Annotated in this window: 22 protein-coding genes; 14 read left to right on the plus strand and 8 right to left on the minus strand. The window is 64.8% G+C overall.

The window, feature by feature from the left end; translation table 11 throughout:
• The 4 genes from AC1DYX_RS00430 to AC1DYX_RS00445 all read left to right on the plus strand — a co-directional run.
• Window positions 1-979, plus strand: a 979-nt coding sequence (locus AC1DYX_RS00430) for a group II intron maturase-specific domain-containing protein (RefSeq protein ID WP_477255157.1), incomplete at its 5' end; no start/stop codon positions are given.
• A 389-nt stretch (window positions 980-1,368) separates the two neighbouring features.
• Window positions 1,369-3,060 (plus strand): PAS domain-containing hybrid sensor histidine kinase/response regulator, encoded by a 1,692-nt coding sequence (locus AC1DYX_RS00435; RefSeq protein ID WP_477255159.1) that lies wholly within the window; start codon window positions 1,369-1,371, stop codon window positions 3,058-3,060.
• 121 nt (window positions 3,061-3,181) lie between these two features.
• Entirely contained in the window at window positions 3,182-3,667 is a 486-nt protein-coding gene (locus tag AC1DYX_RS00440) for a response regulator (protein ID WP_477255161.1), read from the plus strand.
• 146 nt (window positions 3,668-3,813) lie between these two features.
• Entirely contained in the window at window positions 3,814-6,498 is a 2,685-nt protein-coding gene (locus AC1DYX_RS00445) for a bifunctional diguanylate cyclase/phosphodiesterase (RefSeq protein WP_477255163.1), read from the plus strand.
• Window positions 6,499-6,644: 146 nt separating this feature from the next.
• Here the strand turns inward: AC1DYX_RS00445 and AC1DYX_RS00450 are convergent, their stop codons facing one another.
• Window positions 6,645-7,763: a succinylglutamate desuccinylase/aspartoacylase family protein gene (locus AC1DYX_RS00450; RefSeq protein WP_477255165.1), complete on the minus strand. Its 1,119-nt coding sequence runs from the start codon at window positions 7,761-7,763 to the stop codon at window positions 6,645-6,647.
• A gap of 141 nt (window positions 7,764-7,904) precedes the next feature.
• Here AC1DYX_RS00450 and trmB point away from each other — a divergent pair, with 141 nt between their 5' ends.
• Window positions 7,905-8,585, plus strand: coding sequence for a tRNA (guanosine(46)-N7)-methyltransferase TrmB (gene trmB / locus AC1DYX_RS00455; protein ID WP_477255268.1), 681 nt, complete (start codon window positions 7,905-7,907; stop codon window positions 8,583-8,585).
• A 141-nt stretch (window positions 8,586-8,726) separates the two neighbouring features.
• On the opposite strand, the gene recQ is transcribed toward trmB, so the two are convergent.
• The 3 genes from recQ to AC1DYX_RS00470 all read right to left on the minus strand — a co-directional run bounded on the left by recQ (window position 8,727) and on the right by AC1DYX_RS00470 (window position 11,778).
• Window positions 8,727-10,547, minus strand: a complete 1,821-nt coding sequence (gene recQ / locus AC1DYX_RS00460; protein ID WP_477255167.1) for a DNA helicase RecQ — start codon at window positions 10,545-10,547, stop codon at window positions 8,727-8,729.
• 19 nt (window positions 10,548-10,566) lie between these two features.
• Entirely contained in the window at window positions 10,567-11,400 is an 834-nt protein-coding gene (locus tag AC1DYX_RS00465) for an undecaprenyl-diphosphate phosphatase (RefSeq protein WP_477255169.1), read from the minus strand.
• Between the two features lie 108 nt (window positions 11,401-11,508).
• Window positions 11,509-11,778: a YkgJ family cysteine cluster protein gene (locus AC1DYX_RS00470; RefSeq protein WP_477255171.1), complete on the minus strand. Its 270-nt coding sequence runs from the start codon at window positions 11,776-11,778 to the stop codon at window positions 11,509-11,511.
• Between the two features lie 124 nt (window positions 11,779-11,902).
• Here AC1DYX_RS00470 and AC1DYX_RS00475 point away from each other — a divergent pair, with 124 nt between their 5' ends.
• The 4 genes from AC1DYX_RS00475 to AC1DYX_RS00490 all read left to right on the plus strand — a co-directional run bounded on the left by AC1DYX_RS00475 (window position 11,903) and on the right by AC1DYX_RS00490 (window position 15,111).
• Complete coding sequence (locus AC1DYX_RS00475) at window positions 11,903-12,589, plus strand: TetR/AcrR family transcriptional regulator (RefSeq protein WP_477255173.1); 687 nt, start codon at window positions 11,903-11,905, stop codon at window positions 12,587-12,589.
• 163 nt (window positions 12,590-12,752) lie between these two features.
• A complete protein-coding gene (locus AC1DYX_RS00480) occupies window positions 12,753-13,406 on the plus strand; it encodes a protein-L-isoaspartate O-methyltransferase family protein (RefSeq protein ID WP_477255175.1) in 654 nt (217 codons plus the stop codon).
• A gap of 11 nt (window positions 13,407-13,417) precedes the next feature.
• Entirely contained in the window at window positions 13,418-13,741 is a 324-nt protein-coding gene (locus tag AC1DYX_RS00485) for a rhodanese-like domain-containing protein (protein WP_477255177.1), read from the plus strand.
• Window positions 13,742-13,782: 41 nt separating this feature from the next.
• On the plus strand, window positions 13,783-15,111 hold the full coding sequence (locus AC1DYX_RS00490) for a TolC family outer membrane protein (protein WP_477255179.1): 1,329 nt from the start codon (window positions 13,783-13,785) through the stop codon (window positions 15,109-15,111).
• 56 nt (window positions 15,112-15,167) lie between these two features.
• On the opposite strand, the gene gloA is transcribed toward AC1DYX_RS00490, so the two are convergent.
• From gloA to AC1DYX_RS00510, 4 genes are all read right to left on the minus strand, one after another.
• A complete protein-coding gene (gene gloA / locus AC1DYX_RS00495) occupies window positions 15,168-15,581 on the minus strand; it encodes a lactoylglutathione lyase (RefSeq protein ID WP_477255181.1) in 414 nt (137 codons plus the stop codon).
• Window positions 15,582-15,721: 140 nt separating this feature from the next.
• Window positions 15,722-16,150 (minus strand): OsmC family protein, encoded by a 429-nt coding sequence (locus AC1DYX_RS00500; protein ID WP_477255183.1) that lies wholly within the window; start codon window positions 16,148-16,150, stop codon window positions 15,722-15,724.
• Entirely contained in the window at window positions 16,147-17,469 is a 1,323-nt protein-coding gene (locus tag AC1DYX_RS00505; protein ID WP_477255185.1) for a PQQ-dependent sugar dehydrogenase, read from the minus strand. Before AC1DYX_RS00505 ends, AC1DYX_RS00500 begins: the two co-directional genes overlap by 4 nt.
• Window positions 17,466-17,786 carry a hypothetical protein gene (locus AC1DYX_RS00510; RefSeq protein ID WP_477255187.1) on the minus strand — a complete coding sequence of 107 codons (321 nt, stop codon included), beginning with the start codon at window positions 17,784-17,786 and terminating at the stop codon, window positions 17,466-17,468. Before AC1DYX_RS00510 ends, AC1DYX_RS00505 begins: the two co-directional genes overlap by 4 nt.
• Before the next feature lie 129 nt (window positions 17,787-17,915).
• Between AC1DYX_RS00510 and AC1DYX_RS00515 the strand changes: the two genes are divergently transcribed.
• From AC1DYX_RS00515 to grpE, 5 genes are all read left to right on the plus strand, one after another.
• Window positions 17,916-18,821, plus strand: coding sequence for a DUF3667 domain-containing protein (locus AC1DYX_RS00515; protein ID WP_477255189.1), 906 nt, complete (start codon window positions 17,916-17,918; stop codon window positions 18,819-18,821).
• Between the two features lie 155 nt (window positions 18,822-18,976).
• On the plus strand, window positions 18,977-19,879 hold the full coding sequence (locus tag AC1DYX_RS00520) for an NAD kinase (RefSeq protein WP_477255191.1): 903 nt from the start codon (window positions 18,977-18,979) through the stop codon (window positions 19,877-19,879).
• Between the two features lie 33 nt (window positions 19,880-19,912).
• Complete coding sequence (gene recN, locus AC1DYX_RS00525; RefSeq protein WP_477255192.1) at window positions 19,913-21,577, plus strand: DNA repair protein RecN; 1,665 nt, start codon at window positions 19,913-19,915, stop codon at window positions 21,575-21,577.
• Between the two features lie 11 nt (window positions 21,578-21,588).
• Window positions 21,589-22,692 carry a ferrochelatase gene (hemH, locus tag AC1DYX_RS00530; RefSeq protein WP_477255194.1) on the plus strand — a complete coding sequence of 368 codons (1,104 nt, stop codon included), beginning with the start codon at window positions 21,589-21,591 and terminating at the stop codon, window positions 22,690-22,692.
• Window positions 22,693-23,161: 469 nt separating this feature from the next.
• Complete coding sequence (grpE, locus tag AC1DYX_RS00535) at window positions 23,162-23,710, plus strand: nucleotide exchange factor GrpE (RefSeq protein WP_477255196.1); 549 nt, start codon at window positions 23,162-23,164, stop codon at window positions 23,708-23,710.
• Window positions 23,711-23,784: the final 74 nt, after the last annotated feature.

A 23,784-nucleotide genomic window follows, 5' to 3' on the forward strand; every position in this document is an offset into this window, starting at 1 on the left:
CGGTACGCCACAGGGAGGCATCATCTCCCCGGCACTGGCGAATCTCGCATTGGACGGGCTGCAAAACGAACTGACCTCATTGTTTCGGACGGTGAGGGAAGCGAGGGCTGCGAAAGTCAATCTGGTGCGATATGCGGATGACTTCATCATTACTGGCAGCTCGAAAGAGTTGCTGGAGAATGAAGTCAAACCTTTGGTCGAGCGATTCCTTGCGACCAGAGGACTTGTCCTCTCGGAGAAGAAAACCAAGGTCACGCATGTGACGGAGGGGTTCGATTTTTTGGGATGGAACGTCAGGTACTTCGACAGTGGGCTGCTGGTACAGCCTTCCAAGAAGAACCAGAAGGCGTTTCTGGACAAGATTCGGGAATTTCTGAGAACACGACAGGCTGTGGCACAGGTCGAGGTGATAGAGAAGCTCACGCCGGTCATCAGGGGATGGGCCAACTATCATCGAAGTCAGAATTCGACCCGGACGTTTGCGAAGTGCGATCATCAAATCTGGCAAGCGTTGTGGCGCTGGGCGTGCAGACGCCACCCCAACAAGGGGAAGAAGTGGATCAGAAAGCGCTACTTCAGGTGTGTAAAGGGACGTGAATGGTATTTCGCAGATAAGGATAAGCTGTTGCCGGTCTTGGGTGGATATACGAAGCAGGTCCATGCCAAGATCAACAGTGAAGCGAATCCGTATGATCCGAAGGATGACGAATATTTCTCCAAACGGCTCGCACAGCGGATGGAGAAAACTCTGGAGGGTCGGCGCAAGCTGCGATGGCTGTGGTGGTGGCAGGAAGGTCGGTGCCCGATGTGCGAACAGAAGATCACACGCGAAACGGGGTGGCATCTGCACCATATCGTCAAGCGATCTGAACGTGGATCTGACAAGTTGACCAACCTGGTGTTGCTGCACCAGAACTGCCATATGCAGTATCACGCTAGAGAGAAACCCGGTCCTGCCGGCATCTCGATGTTCAAGTAGGGATGCTGATGGATTGCTTGAGCCGTATGCGGGGAAACTCGCACGTACGGTTCTAAGGGGAGGGGAGTGCCGCGAGGCGCTCTCCTTACCCAACTTACGACGAGGGTTCGATTCCCTTCACCCGCTCCAGTCCTCCCATCCCCCACGCTGAAATAAAAAATGCCGGCACGAGGCGGGTATCTTGTTGCGCGGCAACGGTCTTGCGGCCGTGTGCTCAGCCCTGGATTTGGCATGTAAAACCCCCGCCATGCCTTGACTTCCACTTGAGACAGATCAAAAGACACGCTTCGGTTCGCCCGTATTGCGGTCCAGATCGTCTGTTTCGCCGTGCGCACCCTGCAGCGAGGGCTTATGGCACACTGGCGTTGTCGCTCCAGCCAGTATCAATCATGCAAGAAAACGGACAACGGTCAGACGCACGTATCCCTCATCCCGACCCGCTCGACGGCGCCGGCGCCCTGATGTTCCTGAGCGGTGGCGGCGAGCTGGGCGCGATGATGCGTGCGCACGACTGGTCGGCCTCGCCGCTGGGCCATCCGCGCGAATGGTCGCAGGCGCTGCGCACGGTCGTCGGCCTGATGCTGAACTCGAAGTTCCCGATGTTCGTGGCCTGGGGGCCGGAACTCGGGTTCCTGTACAACGATTCGTACCGGGAAATCCTCGGCGACAAGCATCCGGCCGCGCTCGGGGGACGCGTCCACGACATCTGGTCCGAGATCTGGCACGACATCAGCCCGCTGATCGAGCGGGCGCTGCACGGTGAGGCGACCTATGCCGACCGCCTGTACCTCGTGATGAACCGCCACGGCTACGATGAACCGACCTGGTTCACGTTCTCGTATTCGCCCGTGCGCGACGAGCGCGGCATCATCGCCGGCATGTATTGCGCCGTCGTGGAAGTCACCGACCAGGTGCTGGCCGAGCAGTACCGCAACGAGGAGAACGAGCGCCTGCGCGGCCTGTTCGCGCAGGCGCCCGGGATCATGGCCGTGCTGCGCGGGCCCGAGCACGTGTTCGAGCTGACGAACCAGTCGTACCTGCAGCTGATCGGCCACCGCCAGGTCGTCGGCAGGCGCGCACGCGAAGCGCTGCCGGAAATCGTCGGGCAGGGCTTTCTCGAGCTGCTCGACCGCGTCTACACGACGGGCGAGCCGTTCGTGGGCCACGCGCTGCCCGTGCGCCTGCAGCGCGAGCCGGAAGGCCCGCTGGAAGAGCGCTACATCGACTTCGTCTACCAGCCGATCCGCGACGAGAGGGGGGCCGTCAGCGGCATCTTCGTCGAGGGCAGCGACGTCACGGCCCGCAAGCTGGTCGAGGACGAGCTACGCGCCGCCAACCGCCAGAAAGACCAGTTCCTCGCGATGCTGGCGCACGAGCTGCGCAACCCGCTGGCGCCGATCATGACGGCGGCCCAGCTGCTCAAGCTCGGCCGGCTCGATGCCGGGAGCGTGGCCAACGCCAGCGAGATCATCGTGCGCCAGGCCGGGCACATGACGGACCTCGTCAACGACCTGCTGGATGTCTCGCGCGTCACGCGCGGTCTCGTCACGCTGGAGAAGGAAGAGCTGGACCTGAACGCGATCGTGTCCGCCGCCGTCGAGCAGGTGCGGCCGCTGATCGACGCGCGCCGCCATGCGCTGACCGTGCAGTTGTCCGGCCAGCCGGCGCACGTGACCGGCGACCGCACGCGCCTCGTGCAGGTGATCTCGAACATCCTCAACAACGCCGCCAGGTACACGGCGCCGGGCGGGCGCATCGTGCTGGCCGCGCTGCTCGAGGTACAGGGACATGCGGTCAGCGTCGAGTCCGACGCGCGCGGTGCACTGGCGCGGGCGCGCAGCGAGCATCCGGACGTCCTGCTGCTTGACATCGGCCTGCCCGACATGGATGGTTATGAACTCGCGCGCCGCCTGCGTGCCCAGCCGGAAAACGCAAGCGCCACGCTCGTCGCCCTCACCGGCTACGGCCAGAACCAGGACCGCGTGGAGGCCCAGGAGGCCGGATTCGACCATTACCTCGTCAAACCCGCCGACCTGAACGCCGTCAACGACGTGCTGGCCCAGGCCGAAGTGCGACGCTGACGCGTGGTGACGACAATTGTTTCATGTGCATATTGCTGCGTGGCACATTGCGCGATATTCTTGATGCATCATTTCCTAAAACAGCCCCGCCGCAGTGCAGGCGGGATCGGAGCCGCCGCCCATGGATCGATTCTTACGCCTGCAGGAAAATCCCGGACCGCACCTTTTCGGCGTGGCGCCCGGCGCCATGCTGCCTCCGCTGGCCGCTGCCGGCGCTGCCGGCACCGCGACGCTGCCGCGGGTGCGGCGCGTGCTGGTGGTGGACGACAATATGGACGCCGCCCAGACCGTGGCTATGCTGCTGCAGGTGCTGGGCTATGAGACGGACGTCGAATACGACCCGCTGCAGGCGCTCGTGCGCGCGCGCGAGCAGGCGTTCGACGCGTTCGTCCTCGACATCGGCCTGCCGGGCATGGACGGCCACGAACTGGCGCGTCACATCCGCGCCTTGCCGGGGAGGACCGGCGCGCTGTTCATCGCGCTCACGGGCTATGGCCAGCAGCAGGACCGCGACGCGTCGGCCGCCGCGGGGTTTCATTACCATTTCGTGAAACCGGCCAACGTGGATGCGTTGGCGCGGGCGTTGGAGAACGGCGTGCCCGGATGATGCCGGAATTGTTACAACGTGGATGACGTCCTGTCATATTCGCGTATTGACCTGTCATCATACGGTCATGTTTACTTCTTACACTGCGTGTTGCTGAACAGTAATCAAGCGTGCCCTGGCAAGGCGCGCCTTCTGACGGAAACCGCATGTCCAAGTCCAGTGCGCACACCGCGCCGCGCACCCACCGATTCCTCGCGCTGTTGTGGCCCGCGCTCGCCCTGCTGGCCTGTACCGCTCTCTGGGCCGCGACCGTCCTGCACGCCGGCGCCGAACGCCGCCGCGCCGAGGAGCAGGCCTTCAAGGAGGCGGATGCGTATGCCGAGGCCTACGAACAATACGTCACGCGTTCGGTCGCCCAAATCGACCAGATCACCATGCAGCTCAAGCACAGCTGGGAGCATGCGCATGACCGCAGCCTGATCGAGGACATGCGGCGCGACGGCATGTTCACCGATGCCGCTTTCGTCAACGTGAGCGTCGTCGGCGCCGATGGGGTGATCCGCTCGTCCAGCCGCATCCACGGGCGCGCGCTGAACCTGGCGCGTTCGACCTTCTTCATTCATCACCGCGACAACATCTCGACCGCACTGCGCATCGGCACGCCGCCGCCGGAACTGGAAGAGGCGCATGGCACGATCCTGTTCACGCGCCGCCTCGACAAGGAAGGCGACGAATTCGACGGCGTGCTGCTGATGGCGGTCGATGCGGCGTACTTCACGTCGTTCGTCAGCTCGCCCACGTTGGGACCGGGCAGCCTGCTGGCCCTCGTCGGCACCGAGGACGCGCTGCGGGTCGAGCAGGACGCCCGCGGCGTCGTGCGTACGCAGGGCGCGGCAAGCCTGCTGCCTGCCAATGCCGACCGCTGGCCGGTGGCGCGCGGCGTGCAGCTGGTCGAAGGGCAGGGCGGCTTCGCCGATGGCGAGGCGCGCGTGCTGGGCTGGCGCCGCTCGGCCGTGTATCCGCTCGTGGCCCTTGTCGCGCTGTCGCACACGGCCGTGCTGGAGGCGGCCGACGCCTACTGGACCGACAGCCGCAACCACACGATGGTGGCGACTGCCGTGCTGGCACTGCTGGCGCTGGGCGCGAGCATGCTGTCGCTGCGCGCAGCAAAGCGGGCGCGCGAGCGGGCCGAGGTGCAGCGCGCCTACCGTACCGCCACCGAGAGCGGCAACGACGGCTTCTACATGATCGCGCCGGTACGCGACCGCAAGAGCCAGATCGTCGATTTCTGCATCGTCGACTGCAACGAACGGGGCGCCTTCTTCTATGGCAGCACGCGCGCGCAACTCGTCGGCACCCTGATCTCGGAAGTCCACTTCGGCAACTCGTTCGAGGAGCTGGCCGCGAACTACCTGACGGCGCTGGCTGTCGGCTTCCACCAGGAAGACCGGCGCATGCCCGACGATAACCGGCTGAATATCCGCTGGGGCCACCGGCGCATCGTGCGCGTGGGCGACAACCTCGCCGTCACGCTGCAGGACATCAGCGAACGCAAGGAACACGAATCGCAGCTGGCGCGCCTGGCCAACGAGGACAGCCTGACCGGCCTGCCGAACCGCCACTGGTTCCTGAACTTCGTGCCGGTGGCGCTGGCGCAGGCACAGGAGGGTGGCCACGGCGCGGCGCTGCTGTTCATCGACCTCGACGAATTCAAGCAGGTCAACGATTCGCACGGCCACGCCGTCGGCGACCGCCTGCTGCAGTTCGCCGCCGAGCGCCTGCTGTCGCAGCTGCGTCCGGGCGACAGCGTGGCGCGCTTCGGCGGCGATGAATTCGTCGTGCTGCTCAGCCCCTTCGACAGCGACCAGCAGGTGGCCATCGTGGCCGACCGCATCGTCGACGCCTTCCGCAAGCCGTTTGCGATCGGCGACGACCAGCACATGATCGGCGCCTCGGTCGGCATCGCCGTGTACCCGCGCGACGGCCTCGACGCCGCCACCCTGATCCGCCACGGCGACATCGCCATGTACGCCGGCAAGGCCGAGGGCAAGGGGCAGCACCGCTTCTTCGAGCCGGCGCAGTCGAACATCCTCAAGACCCGTACCCAGTTGCGCCAGCGCCTGCTGGAAGCGATCGAGAAGCGCCAGTTCACGCTGCATTACCAGCCGCGCGTCGACACCCGCACGGGCGAACTGCTGAGCATGGAAGCGCTGCTGCGCTGGGAGCATCCGCAGCTGGGCATGATCCGTCCGGACGAATTCATCCCGCTGGCCGAATCCAGCGGCCTGATCGTGCCGATCGGCGCCATCGTGATCGACCAGGCCTGCGCCCAGCTCGCGGCCTGGCGTGCACAGGGGACCGCGCCGGTGCCGGTGTCGATCAACGTGTCGCCCAAGCAGTTCCTGCGCGGCGGCGTCAAGCGCGAGCTGGCCGAGGGCTTGCTGCGCCACGACGTGCCGGCGGGCCTGCTCGAAGTCGAGATCACGGAATCGGCCATGATGGGCGACCAGGCCGAGATCCTCGCGGAACTGGCATCGATCCGCGCGCTGGGCGTCAAGCTGCACGTCGACGATTTCGGCACGGGTTATTCGTCGCTGTCGCAATTGCAGCGCATGAAGATGGACGTGCTCAAGGTCGACCGTTCGTTCACGGCCGAACTGGGGCGCTCGCGCGAAGGCACCGTATTCTTCCAGGCCATCGTGTCGATGGCGCACGCGCTCGGGATGGAAGTCGTGGCSGAGGGCGTCGAGAACGAGGAGCAATTGCAGATCCTGCGCGCGCTGAAGTGCAACGAGATACAGGGTTATTTCGTCGCACGTCCGCTGCCGGCGGCGGGCATCGCGCCGCTGCTGGCGCAGCGCTACCTGTTCCGCGAGGCGCAAGCGGCGTGACCCGTAGGGTGGGCACCCCTGTGCCCACGCGAACGTCAACGTGACGCGAACGTCAACGTGACGCGAACGTCAACGTGACGCGAACGTCAACGTGACGCGAACGTCAACGAGACGCGAACGTCACGCGTGGGCACGGGGTGCCCACCCTACGCGCCCAGCAGGTTGCCGCTGCGCCAGGCGGTCGTGCCCGCGATCTTGCACACGTGCATGCCGCGCAGCAGGTGACGGTGCGCCGTGCTGGCGAACAGGATGCCGGATTGCGTCGGCCGCAGCGTCGTCGTTTTCCCGCTGACCGGATCGACGATGTCCGCGATGGCGTCGCCGGCCTGCACGTGGTCGCCCAGGCGCTTCTGGAACACGAGCACGCCCGTATGCGGCGCGTGCAGCGGCTCGACGCCTTCCAGTGGCGTCGGCTCGCACAGCGGCGCGGGCAGCGGTATGAGCGGCAGGTCGACGACGCCTTCGCGTGCGAGGTATTGCAGCAGTGCGCGCGCATCCTGCTCGGCCAGGTCGTAGCGCACGTCGTTCTCGCCGCGCAGCTCGACCGTCACGCCCACGCAGCCGGACGGGATAGTAAAGCGGTCGCCGAAGTGCTCCGCCAGTTCCCACCACACGCGGCTGCAGGCTTCGTCGAACGGCTCGCCGCCGGATTCCGTCGCCAGCAGCACGGCGTGCGCGCCCATCAGCGCCGCCAGCGGCTTGACGCGTTCGGCCAGCGGCGTGCCCGTGTACAGGTGCAGCACGGCCTCGTTGTCGCAATGGAGGTCGAGCATGATGTCGGCGTCGATCGCCATGCCCAGCAGCGTCTTCTTGAGTTCCTCGGTCGCGTTCTTCGGCAGCCAGGCCGCGACCTCGCGGCGCGCATGGTCGCGCACGAGCGCCGCGTTGGCGGCCGGGTCGGGGCCCAGCTTGCCCTCCAGGCTAATCTTGAGCGCGTCGGCCACGTGCCGGTACGAACGGTTGAAATTGACGCCGCTGGCCAGGTCGTAGCGCCCGAACGGCATGCCGTGGATGACCTGCGACAGCCCGATCGGATTCGCCGCCGGCACGAGGATGATTTCGCCGCGCACCTTGCCGGCCGCGTCCAGCCCTTCCAGTTCGCGGCGCAGGAAATGCGCGACCAGCATGGCCGGCACCTCGTCCGCATGGAGCGACGCCTGGATGTAGACCTTCTTGCCGGCACCGGGTGTGCCGTAGTGGAAAGAGGTCAGGCGATAGGCGGCGACATTGTCCTCGGTGGCGATGGGGTGGGTCTGCTGGCGCATGGAGCGGCTCCTGTGGTCAAGCACGCATTATGTCGGAGATCGAAGCTGAAAAGCGCCGGGTTATAATGACCGCCGTTTTTCTCATCATTCCTCATTTCTCCCATGTCCGCCGATACGCCTACCAACGAGCAGGGCCGCCCCATGCTCTACGATCCGACCGAACGCCGCATCCGCAGTTTCGTCACCCGCGCCGGCCGCCTGTCGACCGGACAGGCGCGCGCGCTGGAGACGTACGGCCCGCACTACCTGATCGAATACCGCAAGGAAGCCTTCGACTTCCACGCCCCGTTCGGCCGCACCGCGCCGCTGATCCTGGAGATCGGCTTCGGCATGGGCGATACGACGGCGCACATCGCGAAGGCGATGCCGGACAACGATTTCATCGGCGTCGAAGTGCACACGCCGGGCGTGGGCAGCCTCCTGAAGCTGGCCGGCGAAYAGGACATCCAGAACCTGCGCATCATCCAGCACGATGCCGTCGAGGTGTTGAACAACATGGTGGCAGACGGCTCGCTGTCCGGCGTGCACATCTTCTTCCCCGATCCATGGCACAAGGCGCGCCACAACAAGCGCCGCCTGATCCAGCCGCCGTTCGTCGACCTGCTGTGCCGCAAGCTGGCGCAGGGCGGCTATATTCACTGCGCCACGGACTGGGAAGACTACGCGGTGCAGATGCTGGAGGTGCTGGGCAACGAGCCCGCCTTGCAGAACACGGCCGAGGGGTATGCCGGGAAGCCGGCGTACCGGCCGTTGACCAAGTTCGAGAACCGTGGCCTGAAGCTTGGGCACGGTGTCTGGGACCTCGTGTTCACGAAAAAATGATGTGACCGACGTGTTTTGCGTAGGGTGGGGTATGTGAGGCTGGGGCCTCACATACGAACGTGCCCACGCGAACGCCAACATGACGCACACGCCACGCGTGGGCGGAGGCCGCCCACCCTACGGCTACATGTCTACCGCCAATTACACCATCTCGCTGATGATCTCGACGATCTCGTCGCCGTACGACGTCAGCTTCTTCTCGCCCACGCCCGACACGCCGCGCAACTGGTCCAGCGACGTCGGCTTGACCTTGGCGATCTCGCGCAAGGTGGCGTCCTGGAACACGACGTAGGCGGGCACGCCGTGTGCGCGGGCCGTCTCGACGCGCCACCAGCGCAGCTTGTCGAAGATCGCCTGTTCGGACTTCGACAATTCCATCTCTTCGTAGCTCGCGCGCGGCGTCGACGTGCGCTTGGGCTTGACCGGCTTCTGGTACTGGCGCATCTGCACCTTCTGTTCACCCTTCAGCACGGCCCGCGCCGCTTCCGTCAGCTTCAGTGAACTGAACGCGTCGTGGTCGACGGTGACGAGGCCGAGGGCGATCGTCTGGCGGACGATGGCGCGCCATTCCTGCTCGCTGCGTTCGGCACCGACGCCGAACACGGACAGCTTGTCGTGATGCCACTGGTGGATGCGCTCGGAACTCACGCCGCGCAGCACGTCGATCACATGCCCGGCCGCGAAGCGCTGGTCGACGCGGTAGATGGCCGACAGCAGCTTTTGCACGGGCACCGTCGCGTCGAACGACGTCGGCGGGATCAGGCAGGTGTCGCAATTGCCGCACGGGCCCGAGCGCTCGCCGAAGTATTCGAGCAGGCGCATGCGCCGGCAGCTCAGCGTCTCGCACAGGCCCAGCATGGCGTCGAGCTTGGACGACAGCACGCGCTTGAAATTCTCGTCGGCCTCGGACTCGTCGATCATCCGGCGCTGCAGCACGACGTCCTGCAGGCCATAGGCCATCCAGGCATTGGAAGGCAGGCCGTCGCGGCCGGCGCGGCCCGTTTCCTGGTAATAGCCTTCCAGCGATTTCGGCAGGTCGAGGTGGCAGACGAAGCGCACGTCCGGCTTGTCGATGCCCATGCCGAACGCGATCGTCGCCACCATCACGATGTTGTCTTCGCGCAGGAAGCGTGCCTGGTTATCGGCACGCAGCGAATACTCCATGCCGGCATGGTAGGGCAGGGCGCGGATGCCGTTTTCGTTGAGGAATTCGGCAGTCTCCTCGACTTTCTTGCGCGACAGGCAGTAGACGATGCCGGAATCGCCCGGGTGTTCCGCCGAGATGAAGTCGAGCAGCTGCTTGCGGCCGTTCGTCTTTTCGACGATGGAATAGCGGATGTTCGGGCGGTCGAACGACGACACGAACTGGCGCGCTTCTTCCAGTTGCAGGCGCTGGGCGATCTCGGCGCGCGTGAGCTGGTCGGCCGTTGCCGTCAGCGCGATGCGCGGCACGTGCGGGAAACGCTCGTGCAGGATCGACAGGCGGATGTATTCGGGCCGGAAGTCGTGGCCCCATTGCGACACGCAGTGCGCCTCGTCGATCGCGAACAGGGAGATGTGCGCGGACTCGAACAACTCCAGGCAGCGCGGCGTCATCAGGCGCTCGGGCGCCACGTAGACGAGGTCCAGCTCGCCCGTGCGCACCATGCGTTCGATGCGCAGGGTTTCCTCGAACGTCTGGGTGGAGTTCAGGAAGGCGGCGCGCACGCCCACCTCGGCGAGGGCGTCGACCTGGTCCTGCATCAGTGCGATCAGCGGGGAGACGACGACGCCGACGCCGTCGCGCAGCAGCGCGGGGATCTGGTAGCACAGCGACTTGCCGCCGCCGGTGGGCATCAGCACGAGCGCATCGCCGCCGGACGCCACGTGCTCGACGATGTCGGCCTGCTGCCCGCGGAAGGCGGGGTAGCCGAAGACCGTCTGCAGGATCTGCAGCGCGCGTTGCTGGATGTCGCTCGTCATGGTGGTGCCGCTTCCTGTTTTATTCTTTCCAATCAACCCAGCCGAAGTGGGCGGTGACCAGGATGATCACACCGAACACGATACGGTACCAGGCGAAGCCCGTGAAGTCGTGCGTGCTGATGAAGCGCAACAGCCAACGTACGCACAGGAAGGCGGACACGAACGCGGCCACGCCGCCGATCAGGAACAGCGGCAGGTCGGCCGCGTGCAGGTCGTGGCGCGCCTTGAAGACGGAGTACACGGTCGCGGCCAGCAGCGTGGGGATCGCGAGGAAGAACGAGAACTCGGTCGCGGCCTTGCGCGACAGGCCGAACAGCATGCCACCGATGATGGTGGCACCCGAGCGGCTCGTGCCCGGGATCAGCGCGAAGCACTGGGCGCAGCCGACCTTGAAGGCGTCGACGATGGTCATGTCGTCCACGGTCTCGATGCGGTGCGAACCGGCCAGCACCTTGTGGCGGCGCTCCGCCCAGAGGATTACGAAGGCACCGACGATGAACGCGGCGGCCACGGGCGCCGGTTTGAACAGGTGCGCCTTGATCGCCTTGCTGAACAGGAAGCCCAGCACGGCGGCCGGGATGAAGGCGACGATCAGGTTGATGACGAATTTCTGCTGGCGCGGATCGGACGTGACGCCGCCCAGCGCAGCGCCGATGCGCGCACGGTATTCCCACATGACGGCCAGGATCGCACCGGCCTGGATCGCGATCTCGAATACCTGGGCCACTTCGCCCGTGAAATTGATCAGGCTGCCGGCCAGAATCAGGTGGCCTGTGGACGAGATTGGCAGGAATTCGGTAAAGCCCTCGACGAGGCCCATGATGATCGCTTTGAGGGCGAGAATGATATCCATTGGTGTGTGCGGTTCGGTAGGGTTGGGGACATGTGCGCGGCAGGTGTTGCGCGGGCCGCAAGCTTACCATGAGGAAGGGGGCCACCGTCGAGTTACCGTGTCTACATGTCAGGCCGTCAAGCGCTCCAGTTCGGCCAGGAAGAACATCGCCTGCTCGCGCGTGTCGCCGCACATCTCGCGCGACGGCGGCAGGCTGCCGCAGACCCTTGGACGATCCGGTTGCCCGAAAATCCTGCAGCCGTTGTGCTCGTCCAGCTGCACGCAACGCACGCCGGCCGGCTTACCATTTGGCATTCCAGGAATGGGGGACGTGATCGACGGGGCGATGCAGCAGGCGCCGCAGCCGGGGCGGCAGTCGAAAGAAGCTGGGAAACTCACGGAAACGGTCGGGCCGGGATAGTGGCAAGCAGGCAGTATACTACTGTCAGGAGCGGCTGTTCTTGACTGCCTTTATCCCCGGGTCTATATTTGCTGACTCAACAGTTAGTTGTCGGACAGAAGCATGCCATGCCCTTTAGACACCAAGCCGCGCTGGGAGCGCCGTAAGGACGCGCGGCCCCAGGAGCTGCTGGAGGCAGCCATCGACCTGTTCGTCGAGCGTGGTTACGCCGCTACACGCCTGGAAGACGTCGCGCGTCGCGCCGGCGTCTCCAAGGGCACCTTGTACCTGTATTACGAAAACAAGGAAGAACTGTTCAAGGCCGTCGTGCGCAGCAATATCGTGCCCGTGATCGGCGAGGCGGAAGCGTCCGTCGCCGGGTTCGACGGCCACAGCGCCGACCTGCTGCGCCACCTGATCCACTCGTGGTGGCAGCGCCTGGGGGCGACCAAGGCCTCCGGCATCATCAAGCTGGTCACGGCGGAAGCCGACAATTTCCCGGAACTGGCCCGCTTCTACCAGGAAGAAGTCATCAACCGCGGCACCAGGGCCATGTCGTCGATGCTCGAGCGGGGGGTCGCGCGCGGCGAGTTCCGCCGTATCGACATCAACATGATGACCCAGGTGCTCGTCGCCCCGATGCTCTCGCTGATCATGTGGAAGCACTCCATCGGCCCGTGCCCGCGCGCGGAACTGGAGCCGCAAGCCTTCCTCGATACCTTCCTCGACATGGCGTTGTACGGTCTGCTGCCCGCTGCGGCGGATGCGCCGGCCGCACCCGCCGATACGCCGGCGCGCGACGCCGCGTGACCTGTTTTCCGACGTCAAGACGCGGTTTTCCGGGTTTCATGCCCCTTAAACTGCAGACTGTCGCAATTTCCTCTGGTACTCAGCCCCATATCGCTAAGATATGTTTGCTGAAGCCGTTCAACGATAAAATATCGGATTATTTATTTTTCCACCGAGTCTAAAGATGAATATCGAACAAGCCCGCTTCAACATGATCGAACAGCAGATCCGTCCGTGGAACGTGCTGGACCAGGATGTGCTCGACCTGCTGCACGTCGTCAAGCGCGAACAGTTCGTGCCGGCGGCGTACCAGAACCTGGCGTTCGCCGACGTCGAGATCCCGCTGCCGGGCGGCGAGGCGATGCTGGCGCCGAAGTTCGAAGCGCGCATCATGCAGGAAACCGGTGTGAAGAAACACGAGACCGTGCTGGAAATCGGCACCGGCTCGGGCTATATGGCCGCCCTGCTGGCGCACCGCGCCGCCAGGGTGACCACTGTGGAAATCAATCCGGAAACGGCGGAACTGGCGAAGAAGAACCTGGCCAATGCCGGCATCCACAACGTGACCGTCGAAGTGGGCAATGGCGCCCAGGGCTGGGAAAAAGGTGCGCCGTATGACGTGATCGTGATCTCGGGCGCGCTGGAAGTGCTGCCGGAAGCCATCCTCAAGCAGGTCAAGGTGGGCGGCCGCGTCGCTGCCATCGTCGGCCAGCCGCCGGTGATGGAAGCGTCCATCATCACCCGCACGGGCGAAAACACGTACAGCACGGTCAAGGTGTTCGAGACCAACGTGCGCTACCTGACCGGCGCCCCGGCCCTGTCGCACTTCCAGTTCTGAGGCCGACCCGCATGCAGCACATTACCGCCCCCGAGCTGGCCGCCTGGCTGGCCGACCCGTCGCGTCCGAAGCCGCTGTTGCTCGACGTGCGGGAAAACTGGGAATACGAGACCTGCCACATCGAGGGCTCGACCCAGATTCCGATGAACCTGATTCCGATCCGCGTGAGCGAACTGGATGACGGCCAGGACATCGTCTGCGTGTGCCACCACGGCGCACGCAGCATGCAGGTGGCCGCTTTCCTTGAGCGAAACGGATTCAGCAACATTACCAACCTGACAGGCGGAATACACGCCTGGGCCGTGCAGGTCGATCCTTCGATGCCGAAGTATTGACCCTGCGTCCTTAACTATTGATGACTCCGACGGAGAAAGTAATGCAGAAGCCCCTCATCGCCGTACTGTTGGCCAGCGCGTTTTCGCTCAATGCCCAGGCGGCCGATCTGATCCAGGTGTACCAGCAGGCATTGGCGAACGACGCCACCTATGCCAGCGCCCGCGCCGCTGCCGCCGCGGGGCGCGAACGTATCACCCAGGGGCGTGCAGGCCTGCTGCCGACCGTCGGCGTCACCGGCGACATCACCAAGAGCAACAACGACTTCACGGCGTGGAACAACAACCCGGCGCTGGGCGGCGGCAGCAACCTGCGGGCCAAGGATATCCAGGTCACCCTGCAGCAGCCGCTGTTCCGCTGGGACCGTTGGGAAACCTACCAGCAGAGCAAGCTGCAGCAGGCCATCTCGGAAGCCCAGTTCGCCCAGGCCCAGCAAGACCTGATCACGCGTGTGTCCCAAGCCTATTTCGACGTGCTGGCCGCCCAGGACACGCTGGAATCCACGCGCGCGCAAAAGGCCGCCGTGACCGAGCAGCTCGCCTCCGCCAAGCGCAACTTCGAAGTCGGTACCCAGACCATCACCGACACCCACGAAGCCCAGGCCGCGTACGACCTCGTCGTCTCGCAGGAGATTGCCGCCGTCAATGACCTGGAGACCAAGAAGACCGCGCTGCAGGCCATCATCGGCACGCCGCCGTCCGCGCTGGCCACCTTGCGCACGGGCGTGAACCTGACGGCGCCGCAGCCGATCAACGTCGATCAGTGGGTGTCCGCCGCCGAAAACCAGAACTACGCCGTGACCGTGGCCCAGCTGCAGCTGGAATCGGCCAAGCGCGACATCTCGAAGAATCGCGCCGGCCACTACCCGACGGTGGATCTCGTGGCCTCGTCGGCGCGCCGTGACGTCAATGGCCAGCTCGCCGGCACGTCGGGCAAGACCAACAGCAACTCGATCGGCATCCAGTACAGCATCCCGATCTTCAGCGGCTTTGCCGTGACGAGCAAGGTGCGCGAATCGATCGCGCTGGAAGACAAGGCCCGCAACGACCTGGAAGCGAACCGCCGCAACGCCGCACTGGTGGCGCGCCAGTCCTTCCTCGGCGTGAACAGCGGCCTCGCGCAGGTGAAGGCGCTGGAAGCGGCCGAGGTGTCGAGCAATTCCGCGCTCGAATCGAACAAGCTCGGTTACCAGGTCGGCGTGCGTATCAACATCGACGTGCTGAACGCGCAGCGCCAGCTGTACCAGACCCGCACCGATCTGGCCCGTGCGCGCTACAACACGATCCTGGCCGGCCTGAAGCTGAAGGCCGCGGCGGGTTCGCTGCGCGAGGAAGACCTGCAGCCGATCAACGCGCTGCTGCAGCAGCCGTAAGTTGGTCAGTCGGGGGCAGAGCTCACCCGCGGAATTCGAGCCTTGACCCCGAAGTTTTAGCTGCCCAGGCCGGCGCCGCCCGCATGGTCGGCACGTTCGATCAGTTCGACCTTGTAGCCGTCCGGATCGGTGATGAAGGCGATTACGGTCGTGCCGCCCTTGACCGGCCCCGGCTCGCGGGTGATGTTGCCGCCGGCCGCGCGGACCTGTTCGCAGGTCTTGTAGATGTCCTCGGCCGAGATCGCGATATGGCCGTAGGCCGAGCCCATCTCGTACTTGTCGACGCCCCAGTTATAGGTCAGTTCGAGTTCCGCGTGGTCCGGATTGCTGCCGTAGCCGAGGAAGGCCAGGCTGTACTTGTATTCCGGATTCTCGCTCGTGCGCAGCAGCTTCATGCCAAGCACCTTGGTGTAGAAGTCGATGGAGCGCTGCAGGTCGCCGACGCGTAGCATGGTGTGCAGGATGCGCATTGTGGTCCTTGTTGGTTCGTAGGGAAAGCGGGATTTTATGCGCTCGGGCAGAATCTTGCAGGCGGGGTGGTGGGCACGGGTGCCCACCCTACGAATGTATATTTGCCGTAGGGTGGGCTCCCTGAGCCCACCATTTGATATCAGGCCTGGAGCTTGGCATCCAATGTGATGTTGGCATTGAACAGCTTCGACACCGGACACCCTTCCTTGGCCTTGCGCGCCGCTTCCTGGAACGCCTGCTCGTTCGCCCCGGGAATGGTGGCCACGAGTTCCAGGTGCACGGCCGGGATGGCGAAGCCGCCGTCGACCTTGTCCAGCGACACCGTCGCCGTCGTCTCCAGCTTCTGCGCCGTCATGCCCGCTTCGCCCAGTTGGGCCGACAGGGCCATCGTGAAGCAGCCAGCGTGCGCAGCCGCCAGCAGCTCTTCCGGATTCGTGCCCGCGCCATTCTCGAAGCGGGTGTTGAAGCCGTATTGGGATTGGTTGAGGACGCCGCTCTGCGTCGACACGGTGCCCTTGCCGTCTTTCAGTCCGCCGCTCCAGACGGCGCTGCCCTTCCGTTTGATCATTTAGTTGCTCCCTGGTTGGTAGTGGCCGGCGTGATCCGCCAGACGATGTTGCCGACGTCGTCCGCCAGCAGGATGGCGCCGGTCCGGTCGACCGCGACCCCGACCGGGCGCCCGTAGGCGTGTTCGTCCTTGCCGAGGAAGCCCGTCAGGATGTCCTGTGGCGGGCCGCTCGGCTTGCCGTCCGCGAACGGCACGAACACGAGCTTGTAGCCGGAATGCGGCTTGCGGTTCCATGAGCCATGCTGGCCGATCAGCGCGCCATTCTTGAACTGCGGCAGCAGGTCGCCGTCGTAGAACGCGAGGCCCAGCGAGGCCGTGTGCGCGCCCAGCGCATAGTCGGGCACGATCGCCTTCGCGACCAGGTCCGGCTTCTGCGGCTTGACGCGGGTGTCGACGTGAGGGCCGTAATAGCTGTACGGCCAGCCGTAGAAGGCACCGTCCTTCACGGCCGTCATGTAGTCCGGCACGAGGTCGTTGCCCAGTTCGTCGCGCTCGTTGACGACTGTCCACAAGGCCTTCGTCTGCGGCTGGAAATCCATCCCGTTCGCATTGTGCAGGCCGCTCGCGTAGATGCGTGACTTGTTGCTGGCGATATCGTATTCCCAGATGGCGGCGAGGCCCTTCTCGATGTCCATGCCGTTCTCGGCCACGTTGCTGTTCGAGCCGACCGTGATGTACAGCTTTTTGCCGTCGGGCGCGGCGACGACGTTCTTCGTCCAGTGGTGGTTGATCCCGGATGGCAGGTCCAGCACCTTCGTGCCCTTGGCCGTGATGCTCGTCGCGCCCGTCTTGTACGGAAATTTCCACAGCGAGTCGGCATTGGCGATGTACAGGTCGCTGCCGACGAGGGCCATGCCGAACGGCGACGTCAGGCCCTGCATGAACGTGACCTTCGTATCGGCCGTGCCGTCCGGCCTGAAGCCGCGCAGCAGGATGATCCGGTCGGGCGAAGCGACCCCGGCACCGGCTTCCTTCTGCGCCAGCTTCTGCACCTTGGCGCGAATACCTTTTTCCTTCGGCGCATTGCCGGGCTTGTTGCTCTCGGCCACGAGCACGTCGCCGTTCGGCAGCACGTACAGCCAGCGCGGATGGTCGAGGCCGCTCGCGTACGCGGTGGCGGCAAGACCGGGCGCCGGTGTCGGGTGGGTGCCCTTCGGCCACGGATCCGCCTCGGCCACGTTAATGGTCGGAATCAGCGATCGCTCGGGCTCCGGCAGGGTTGGATTCGGTCCCCAGCCGACGGGATATTGCTGGGCCTGGGCAGTGCCGAGACTTAGGAGAGGAAAGAAGAGGAACGCAAGCCTGGCGCGTGGTGTCATCGGTTCTGGCCTCCGTCCGGAATGGTCGGGTCGTGGTCGCGCATGTCGCGGTGGCGTTCCGGCTGCGGGTTCGCCTGGCCCGTGGCGCCGGGCTTCGGCTGGACGGCCTGTTCCAGGCCCGGGGTGCCGCGGCCTTCGTAGTTTTCGGTGTCGACGAGGCCCTGCTCGAGATCCTCGGCCGCCTGCTTCATGATGCCGCGCGGCCGGACCGCCTGGCCGTCCGGCGATTCGTCGCGCTCGTGCGGTTCGCGCTTGTAGCTTTGCTCCTCGATCTTCCGGTCGGTATTCACGACACGGTCTTTTTCTTCCTGCACCATGACAACCTCCTTCGATTCAATTGATTAAATCCTAATCCTTCGATTCGAAGGCGGTCGCGCAATTGGAAGATGCTTTTTTGAAATTAACTGATTAACATATTGGTTGATATGACAAATCCCGCCCACGCCGTGAAYACGCCAGCCCATTTCCACCAGACCGCGCGCGACTGCCCGAACTGCGGCACCATCGTTTCCGGCAATTTTTGCCACGAGTGCGGCCAGGAAACCATGCTGCATCCGCCCAGCACGCGCGAATTCCTGCACGAATTCATCGGCCACTACGTCGCGCTGGAAGGCAAGCTTTGGAAGTCGCTGCTACTCCTTTTGTTCCGGCCGGGACAGCTGACTCTCGAATACATCAATGGCCGCCGCGTGCGCTACATCCAGCCGCTGCGCCTGTACCTGACGTTCAGCCTGATCTTTTTCGCGGTGATGAAATACGGCGGCCACGACAAGGCCAGCGCCGAGGTGGAGCAGGCGCGTACGCCGGCCGCGGCAACCGCGCACGGCAAACCGGACAGGGAAGGCGACCTGATGCGCGAGGACAAGCCGGGCGAGATCGCGTCCAGCACGGTGGAACTGCGCGAGGGCATCTCGAAGGTCAATGCGCACTGGGGCGAGCGCGTGGACCGGTTCAGCAACCTGGCGCCCGAAGAGCGCGACAAGGTGCTGAAGACGGCGTTCTACAGCTATGTGCCATATGCCGTCTTCTTCATGATGCCGCTGTTCGCGCTGTACCTGAAGGTGTTGTATCTCGGGTCCGGACGGCGCTACGGCGAGCACCTGCTGTTCGCCCTGCACGCCAACGGCTTCGCGTTCCTGGCCATGACCCTGCTGATGGTGCCGTACCTGCCCGGCCTCGCGGCGGGGGCGCTGTGGCTGTGGCTCGCGTTCTACCTGCCGGCGGCGATGCGGCGCGTGTACGGCGGCTCGCGCCTGGCCACCAGCCTGCGCTGGGTCGTGCTGATGCTGCTGCACCTGGTCGGCATCGGGCTGGCGATCGGTGCCGCGGTCGGATTCGGCATTGTCCATTGACGCCGATGCGAAGCGAGCCCGGCCGTCTGCTTGCCGGAAGTCGGTCCGCCCAACTATACTGTGCGTTTGTACAGTACTTGCTGAGTTGCGATAGTGCAGAAGCCGGGCGAATCGGTTAATCTTCTGTCTCCCAAACACCTGCTGCCGAGAGTCGTATGTCCGTGACGCCTGAACCGCAACAAACCATCGCGCTCGTCGTACGGCACAACACGGCCGGCATCGACGAGCCGGTGCAGGCCATTGTCGACTTCCTGCAGGGCGCCGGCTACCGCGTCGTGTTCGAGCAGGAAACGGCGGCGCATGTGCAGGTCGCCGGCGTGGCCGCCATGACGGTGGAACAGATCGGCGAACACTGCGGCACCGCCATCGTCGTCGGCGGCGACGGCACGATGCTCGGCATCGCCCGCCAGCTGGCGCGCTACCGCGTGTCGCTCATCGGCATCAACCAGGGCCGGCTGGGCTTCATGACCGACATCCCGATCGACCGCATGCTGCCCGCGCTGGGCGAGATCCTCAGCGGCAAGGCCTATGCCGAGGAACGCAGCCTGCTGGAGGCGCGCGTCGTGCGCGCGGGCGTCGAAATCCACTGCTCCGTCGCCGTCAACGACGTCGTCGTCGCGCGCGGCTCGGGCGCCGGCATGGCCGAGCTGCGGGTCACGGTGGACGGCACGTTCATGTACAACCAGCGTTCGGACGGCCTGATCGTGTCCACGCCCACCGGCTCGACGGCGTACGCGCTGTCGGCGGGTGGCCCGCTGCTGCATCCCACGCTGGCCGGCATCGTGCTCGTGCCGATCGCCCCGCATGCACTGTCCAACCGCCCGATCGTCGTGCCGAACACGAGCGACATCGTCGTCGAGATCATCAACGGCCGCGACATCAGCGTGAACTTCGACATGCAGACGTTCACGAGCCTGCAGCACGGCGACCAGATCATGATCTCGCGCTCGCCGAACACCGTCACCTTCCTGCACCCGGAAGGATGGAGCTACTACCATACCCTGCGCGAGAAGCTGCACTGGAACGAATATCCGTCCGGTGACGGCAAGCTCAAGTAATCCCAGGCCATCACACAGGAGACCTGTTTCTTCATGTTGCGCACACTGACCATCCGCGACTTCGTCATCGTCGACACGATCGAGCTCGAGTTCTCGAACGGCTTCACGGTGCTCACCGGCGAGACCGGCGCCGGCAAGTCGATCCTGATCGATGCGCTCCAGCTCGCGCTGGGCGGCCGCGGTGATGCGAGCATGGTGCGCGAAGGCGCGGCCAGGGCCGACATCAGCGCCGATTTCGCCCTGACCCCGGCCGCAAGCAGCTGGCTGGAACAGAACGAGTTCGGCTGCGACGAGGGCGGTGCGCTGCTGCGCCGGGTCATCGACAACGCCGGCCGTTCCAAGTCCTATATCAACGGCAGTGCCGCCACCGCCAGCCAGCTGCGCGAACTGGGCGAACTGCTGGTCGACATCCACGGCCAGCACGCGCACCAGTCGCTGCTCAAGCTCGATGCCCAGCGCGCCCTGCTGGACAACCAGGTCGCCGTGCGCGACCCGGACGCCAGCGCCCAGGTGCAGGAAGTCGCGGCCGCGTATAAAGCGTGGAAGGCGCTGGCGCGCCAGCGCGAGGAATTCGAGACGAACGCCAAGAACGTGCTGCTGGAACGCGAGCGCCTCGAATGGCAGGTCGGCGAGCTCGACAAGCTGGCCGTGAAGCCGGGCGAGTGGGCCGAGATCACCAATGAACACAGCCGCCTGTCGCATGCGGCGAGCCTGATCGAAGGCGCGCAGGAAGCGTTGAATGCGCTGTCGGAATCGGAGCAGCCGATCCTGTCGCAGCTGTCTTCGCTGAACCAGAAGCTGTCCAAGCTGGCCGGCGTCGATGCCGCCCTGCAGGCCGTGCTCGACTGCATGGAGCCGGCGCGCATCCAGTTGCAGGAAGCCGTGTACGCGCTGAACACGTATGTCGACAAGGTCGAGCTCGATCCGGACCGCCTGGCGCAGGTCGACGCGCGCATGGACGCGATCCACAGCACGGCCCGCAAGTTCCGCGTCACGCCGGAGGAACTGCCGGAAGAACACGCGGCCTTGAAAACCAGGCTGCAGCAGCTGGCCGACGCCAGCGACGTCGAGGGCCTGCGCAAGCAGGAAGAAAAAGCGAAAGCCGTGTACATGGCGGCCGCGCAAAAGCTGTCCGCGACGCGTGCGCAGGCGGCCCAGCGGCTGTCGTCGCAGGTGTCGGAAGCGATGCAGGAATTGTCGATGAGCGGCGGCCGCTTCGTCGTCGCGCTGAACGCCTGCGAGCCCGCCGTGTACGGCCTCGAGCAGGTCGAATTTCTCGTGGCCGGCCATGCCGGCGTCGTGCCGCGGCCGCTGGCCAAGGTGGCGTCGGGCGGCGAACTGGCGCGCATCTCGCTGGCGATCTCCGTCATCACGGCCAACGCCACGACGGTGCCCACGCTGATCTTCGACGAGGTCGACACGGGCATCGGCGGCGGCGTGGCGGAAGTCGTCGGCCGCCTGTTGAAACGCCTGGGCCAGAGCCGGCAAGTGCTGTGCGTGACGCACCTGCCGCAGGTGGCGAGCCAGGCGAACCAGCACTTCCAGGTCGCCAAGGGCACGACGGACGGCGGCAAGACCGTGTCCCGCATCGACGTGCTCGACAACAAGGCCCGCGTGGAGGAAGTGGCGCGCATGCTGGGCGGTATCGAGATCACCGAGACGACGCGCAAGCACGCGCGCGAACTGCTCGCGTCCTGAACAAGGCCACCATGCCCTTCAACAACGAGCCGGCGCACCAGCACGGCACCATCGCAAAAAGCGCCATCGTCCTCGTCAACCTCGGCACACCCGATGCGCCGACGCGGCCCGCGGTGCGGCGCTACCTGAAGCAATTCCTGTCCGATCCGCGCGTCGTGGAGATCCCGCGCGCCGTGTGGAACATCATCCTGCATTGCGCGATCCTGCCGTTCCGCTCGGGCCAGTCGGCGCAGAAGTACGCCACGATCTGGACCCGCGCGGGTTCGCCGCTGAAGGTGTACACGGAACGCCAGGCGGCCGCGTTGCAGGCGTTACTGGCACAGCGCGGCCACGCCGACGTCGAGGTGGCGCTGGCGATGCGCTACGGCGCGCCCGCGCTGCCGGACGTGCTGGACGATTTGAAGGCGCGCGGTGTCGAGCGCATCGTCGTGCTGCCCGCGTATCCGCAGTATTCCGGCACGACGACGGCGTCGATCTGGGACGCCGTTTTCGACCACTACAAAAAGGTGCGCAACATCCCCGAGCTGCGCCTCGTGAAGCATTACCACGACCACGAAGGCTATATCGAGGCGCTGGCGGAATCGGTGGAAGCGTACTGGGAGACGCACGGACGCGGCGAGAAACTGGTGATGAGCTTCCATGGCGTGCCCAAGCGCACCCTGCTGCTGGGCGACCCGTACCACTGCGAGTGTCACCGCACGGCCCGCCTGCTGGCGGCCCGCCTGCGCCTGACACAAGACCAGTATCTGGTGTCTTTTCAGTCACGCTTCGGCCGCGCCGAATGGCTGCAGCCGTACACGGCGCCGACCGTGCAACAGCTGGCGAAGGGCGGCGTGAAGCGGATCGACGTCATGTGCCCCGGTTTTACCAGCGACTGCCTGGAGACGCTGGAAGAAATCAACATGGAGGTGCGTCACGATTTCGAATCGAACGGCGGCGAGGCTTACCATTATATTCCATGCCTGAACGACAACCCGGCCTGGATCGTCGGCATGGCCGAGATCGCCGAGCAGCACCTGATCGGCTGGCCGACGATGCTCACGCCCGCGCAACGCGAGGCGCGACGCAGGGATGCGGAGATCGCGCGCGAGCAAGCCGCGAAAATGGGCGCGTAATAAAACACCGCCGAATTGATGCGTAGGGTGGGCACCCTGTGCTCACGCGGACGCCAACAAACCGCAAACGTTCGCGTGGGCGGAGGCCGCCCACCCTACGTCGTTCTTTCATCGATGGGATGTTAGAATGCCACGCTTTGCGGCGCCGCCCCCAGTTCCGCCAGGCAAATCGCAGCCAGCGCGAGCAGGGTGTAGATGAGCACGGCGCCGCTTATCAGATGCAGTTTCATGATCGTTCCCATCGTTTCGTTTCGGTCCGCGGGGATGTCTTAACAGAACGATAGTAGAACGTCCGGCTGTCGATGGTGACGACGAGCAAGTAAATCTTGTAACAAAAGACTACGCGATTCTTCCATATTAGTTCAGCAATTCCCCTTGAAAATAAAGGCGATTGCCCAATATGGGGGGCTGTGTGACCATGCAATCGTCCAATCAATCAGCCAAGTCCTTGATTTCAGGAGTTTTTTCGATGCAAGACCAAGAAAACCAAGAGGTGACCAATCAGCCGGAAGCGGAAGCCGCGGCCGCCGCGGCAGCCCAGGGGGCGCCGGCGGCTGAGCCCGGCCTCGAAGAACAGCTGAGCGCCACCGAAGCCAAGCTGGCCGAGATGCACGACGCCTTCATGCGTGCCAAGGCCGAGGCGGACAATATTCGCCGCCGTGCCCAGGAAGATGTGAGCAAGGCCCACAAGTTCGCCATCGAAAGCTTCGCCGAGGCCATGGTGCCCGTGCGCGACAGCCTCGAAATGGCGCTGAAAGTCGAAGCGCCGACGGTCGAATCGATCAAGGAAGGCGTCGAGATGACGCTGAAGCAGCTCACCGCCGCGTTCGAGAAGAACCGTCTGGTCGAAGTGATGCCGCAGCCGGGCGACAAGCTCGACCCGAACAAGCACCAGGCCGTGGCCGTGGTGCCGTCCGACCAGGAAGCGAACACCGTGGTCACCGTGCTGCAGAAGGGCTACATGATCGCCGACCGCCTGCTGCGCCCGGCCATCGTGACCGCTGCGGCACCGAAATAATGTCGCGATCGGGCCGAACAAGCTCTTGAAACCAAGCGACATTTCCCAATATTCGACACATCTGAAAACTGAGT

The organism is Massilia sp. P2_C2, from assembly GCF_056404615.1.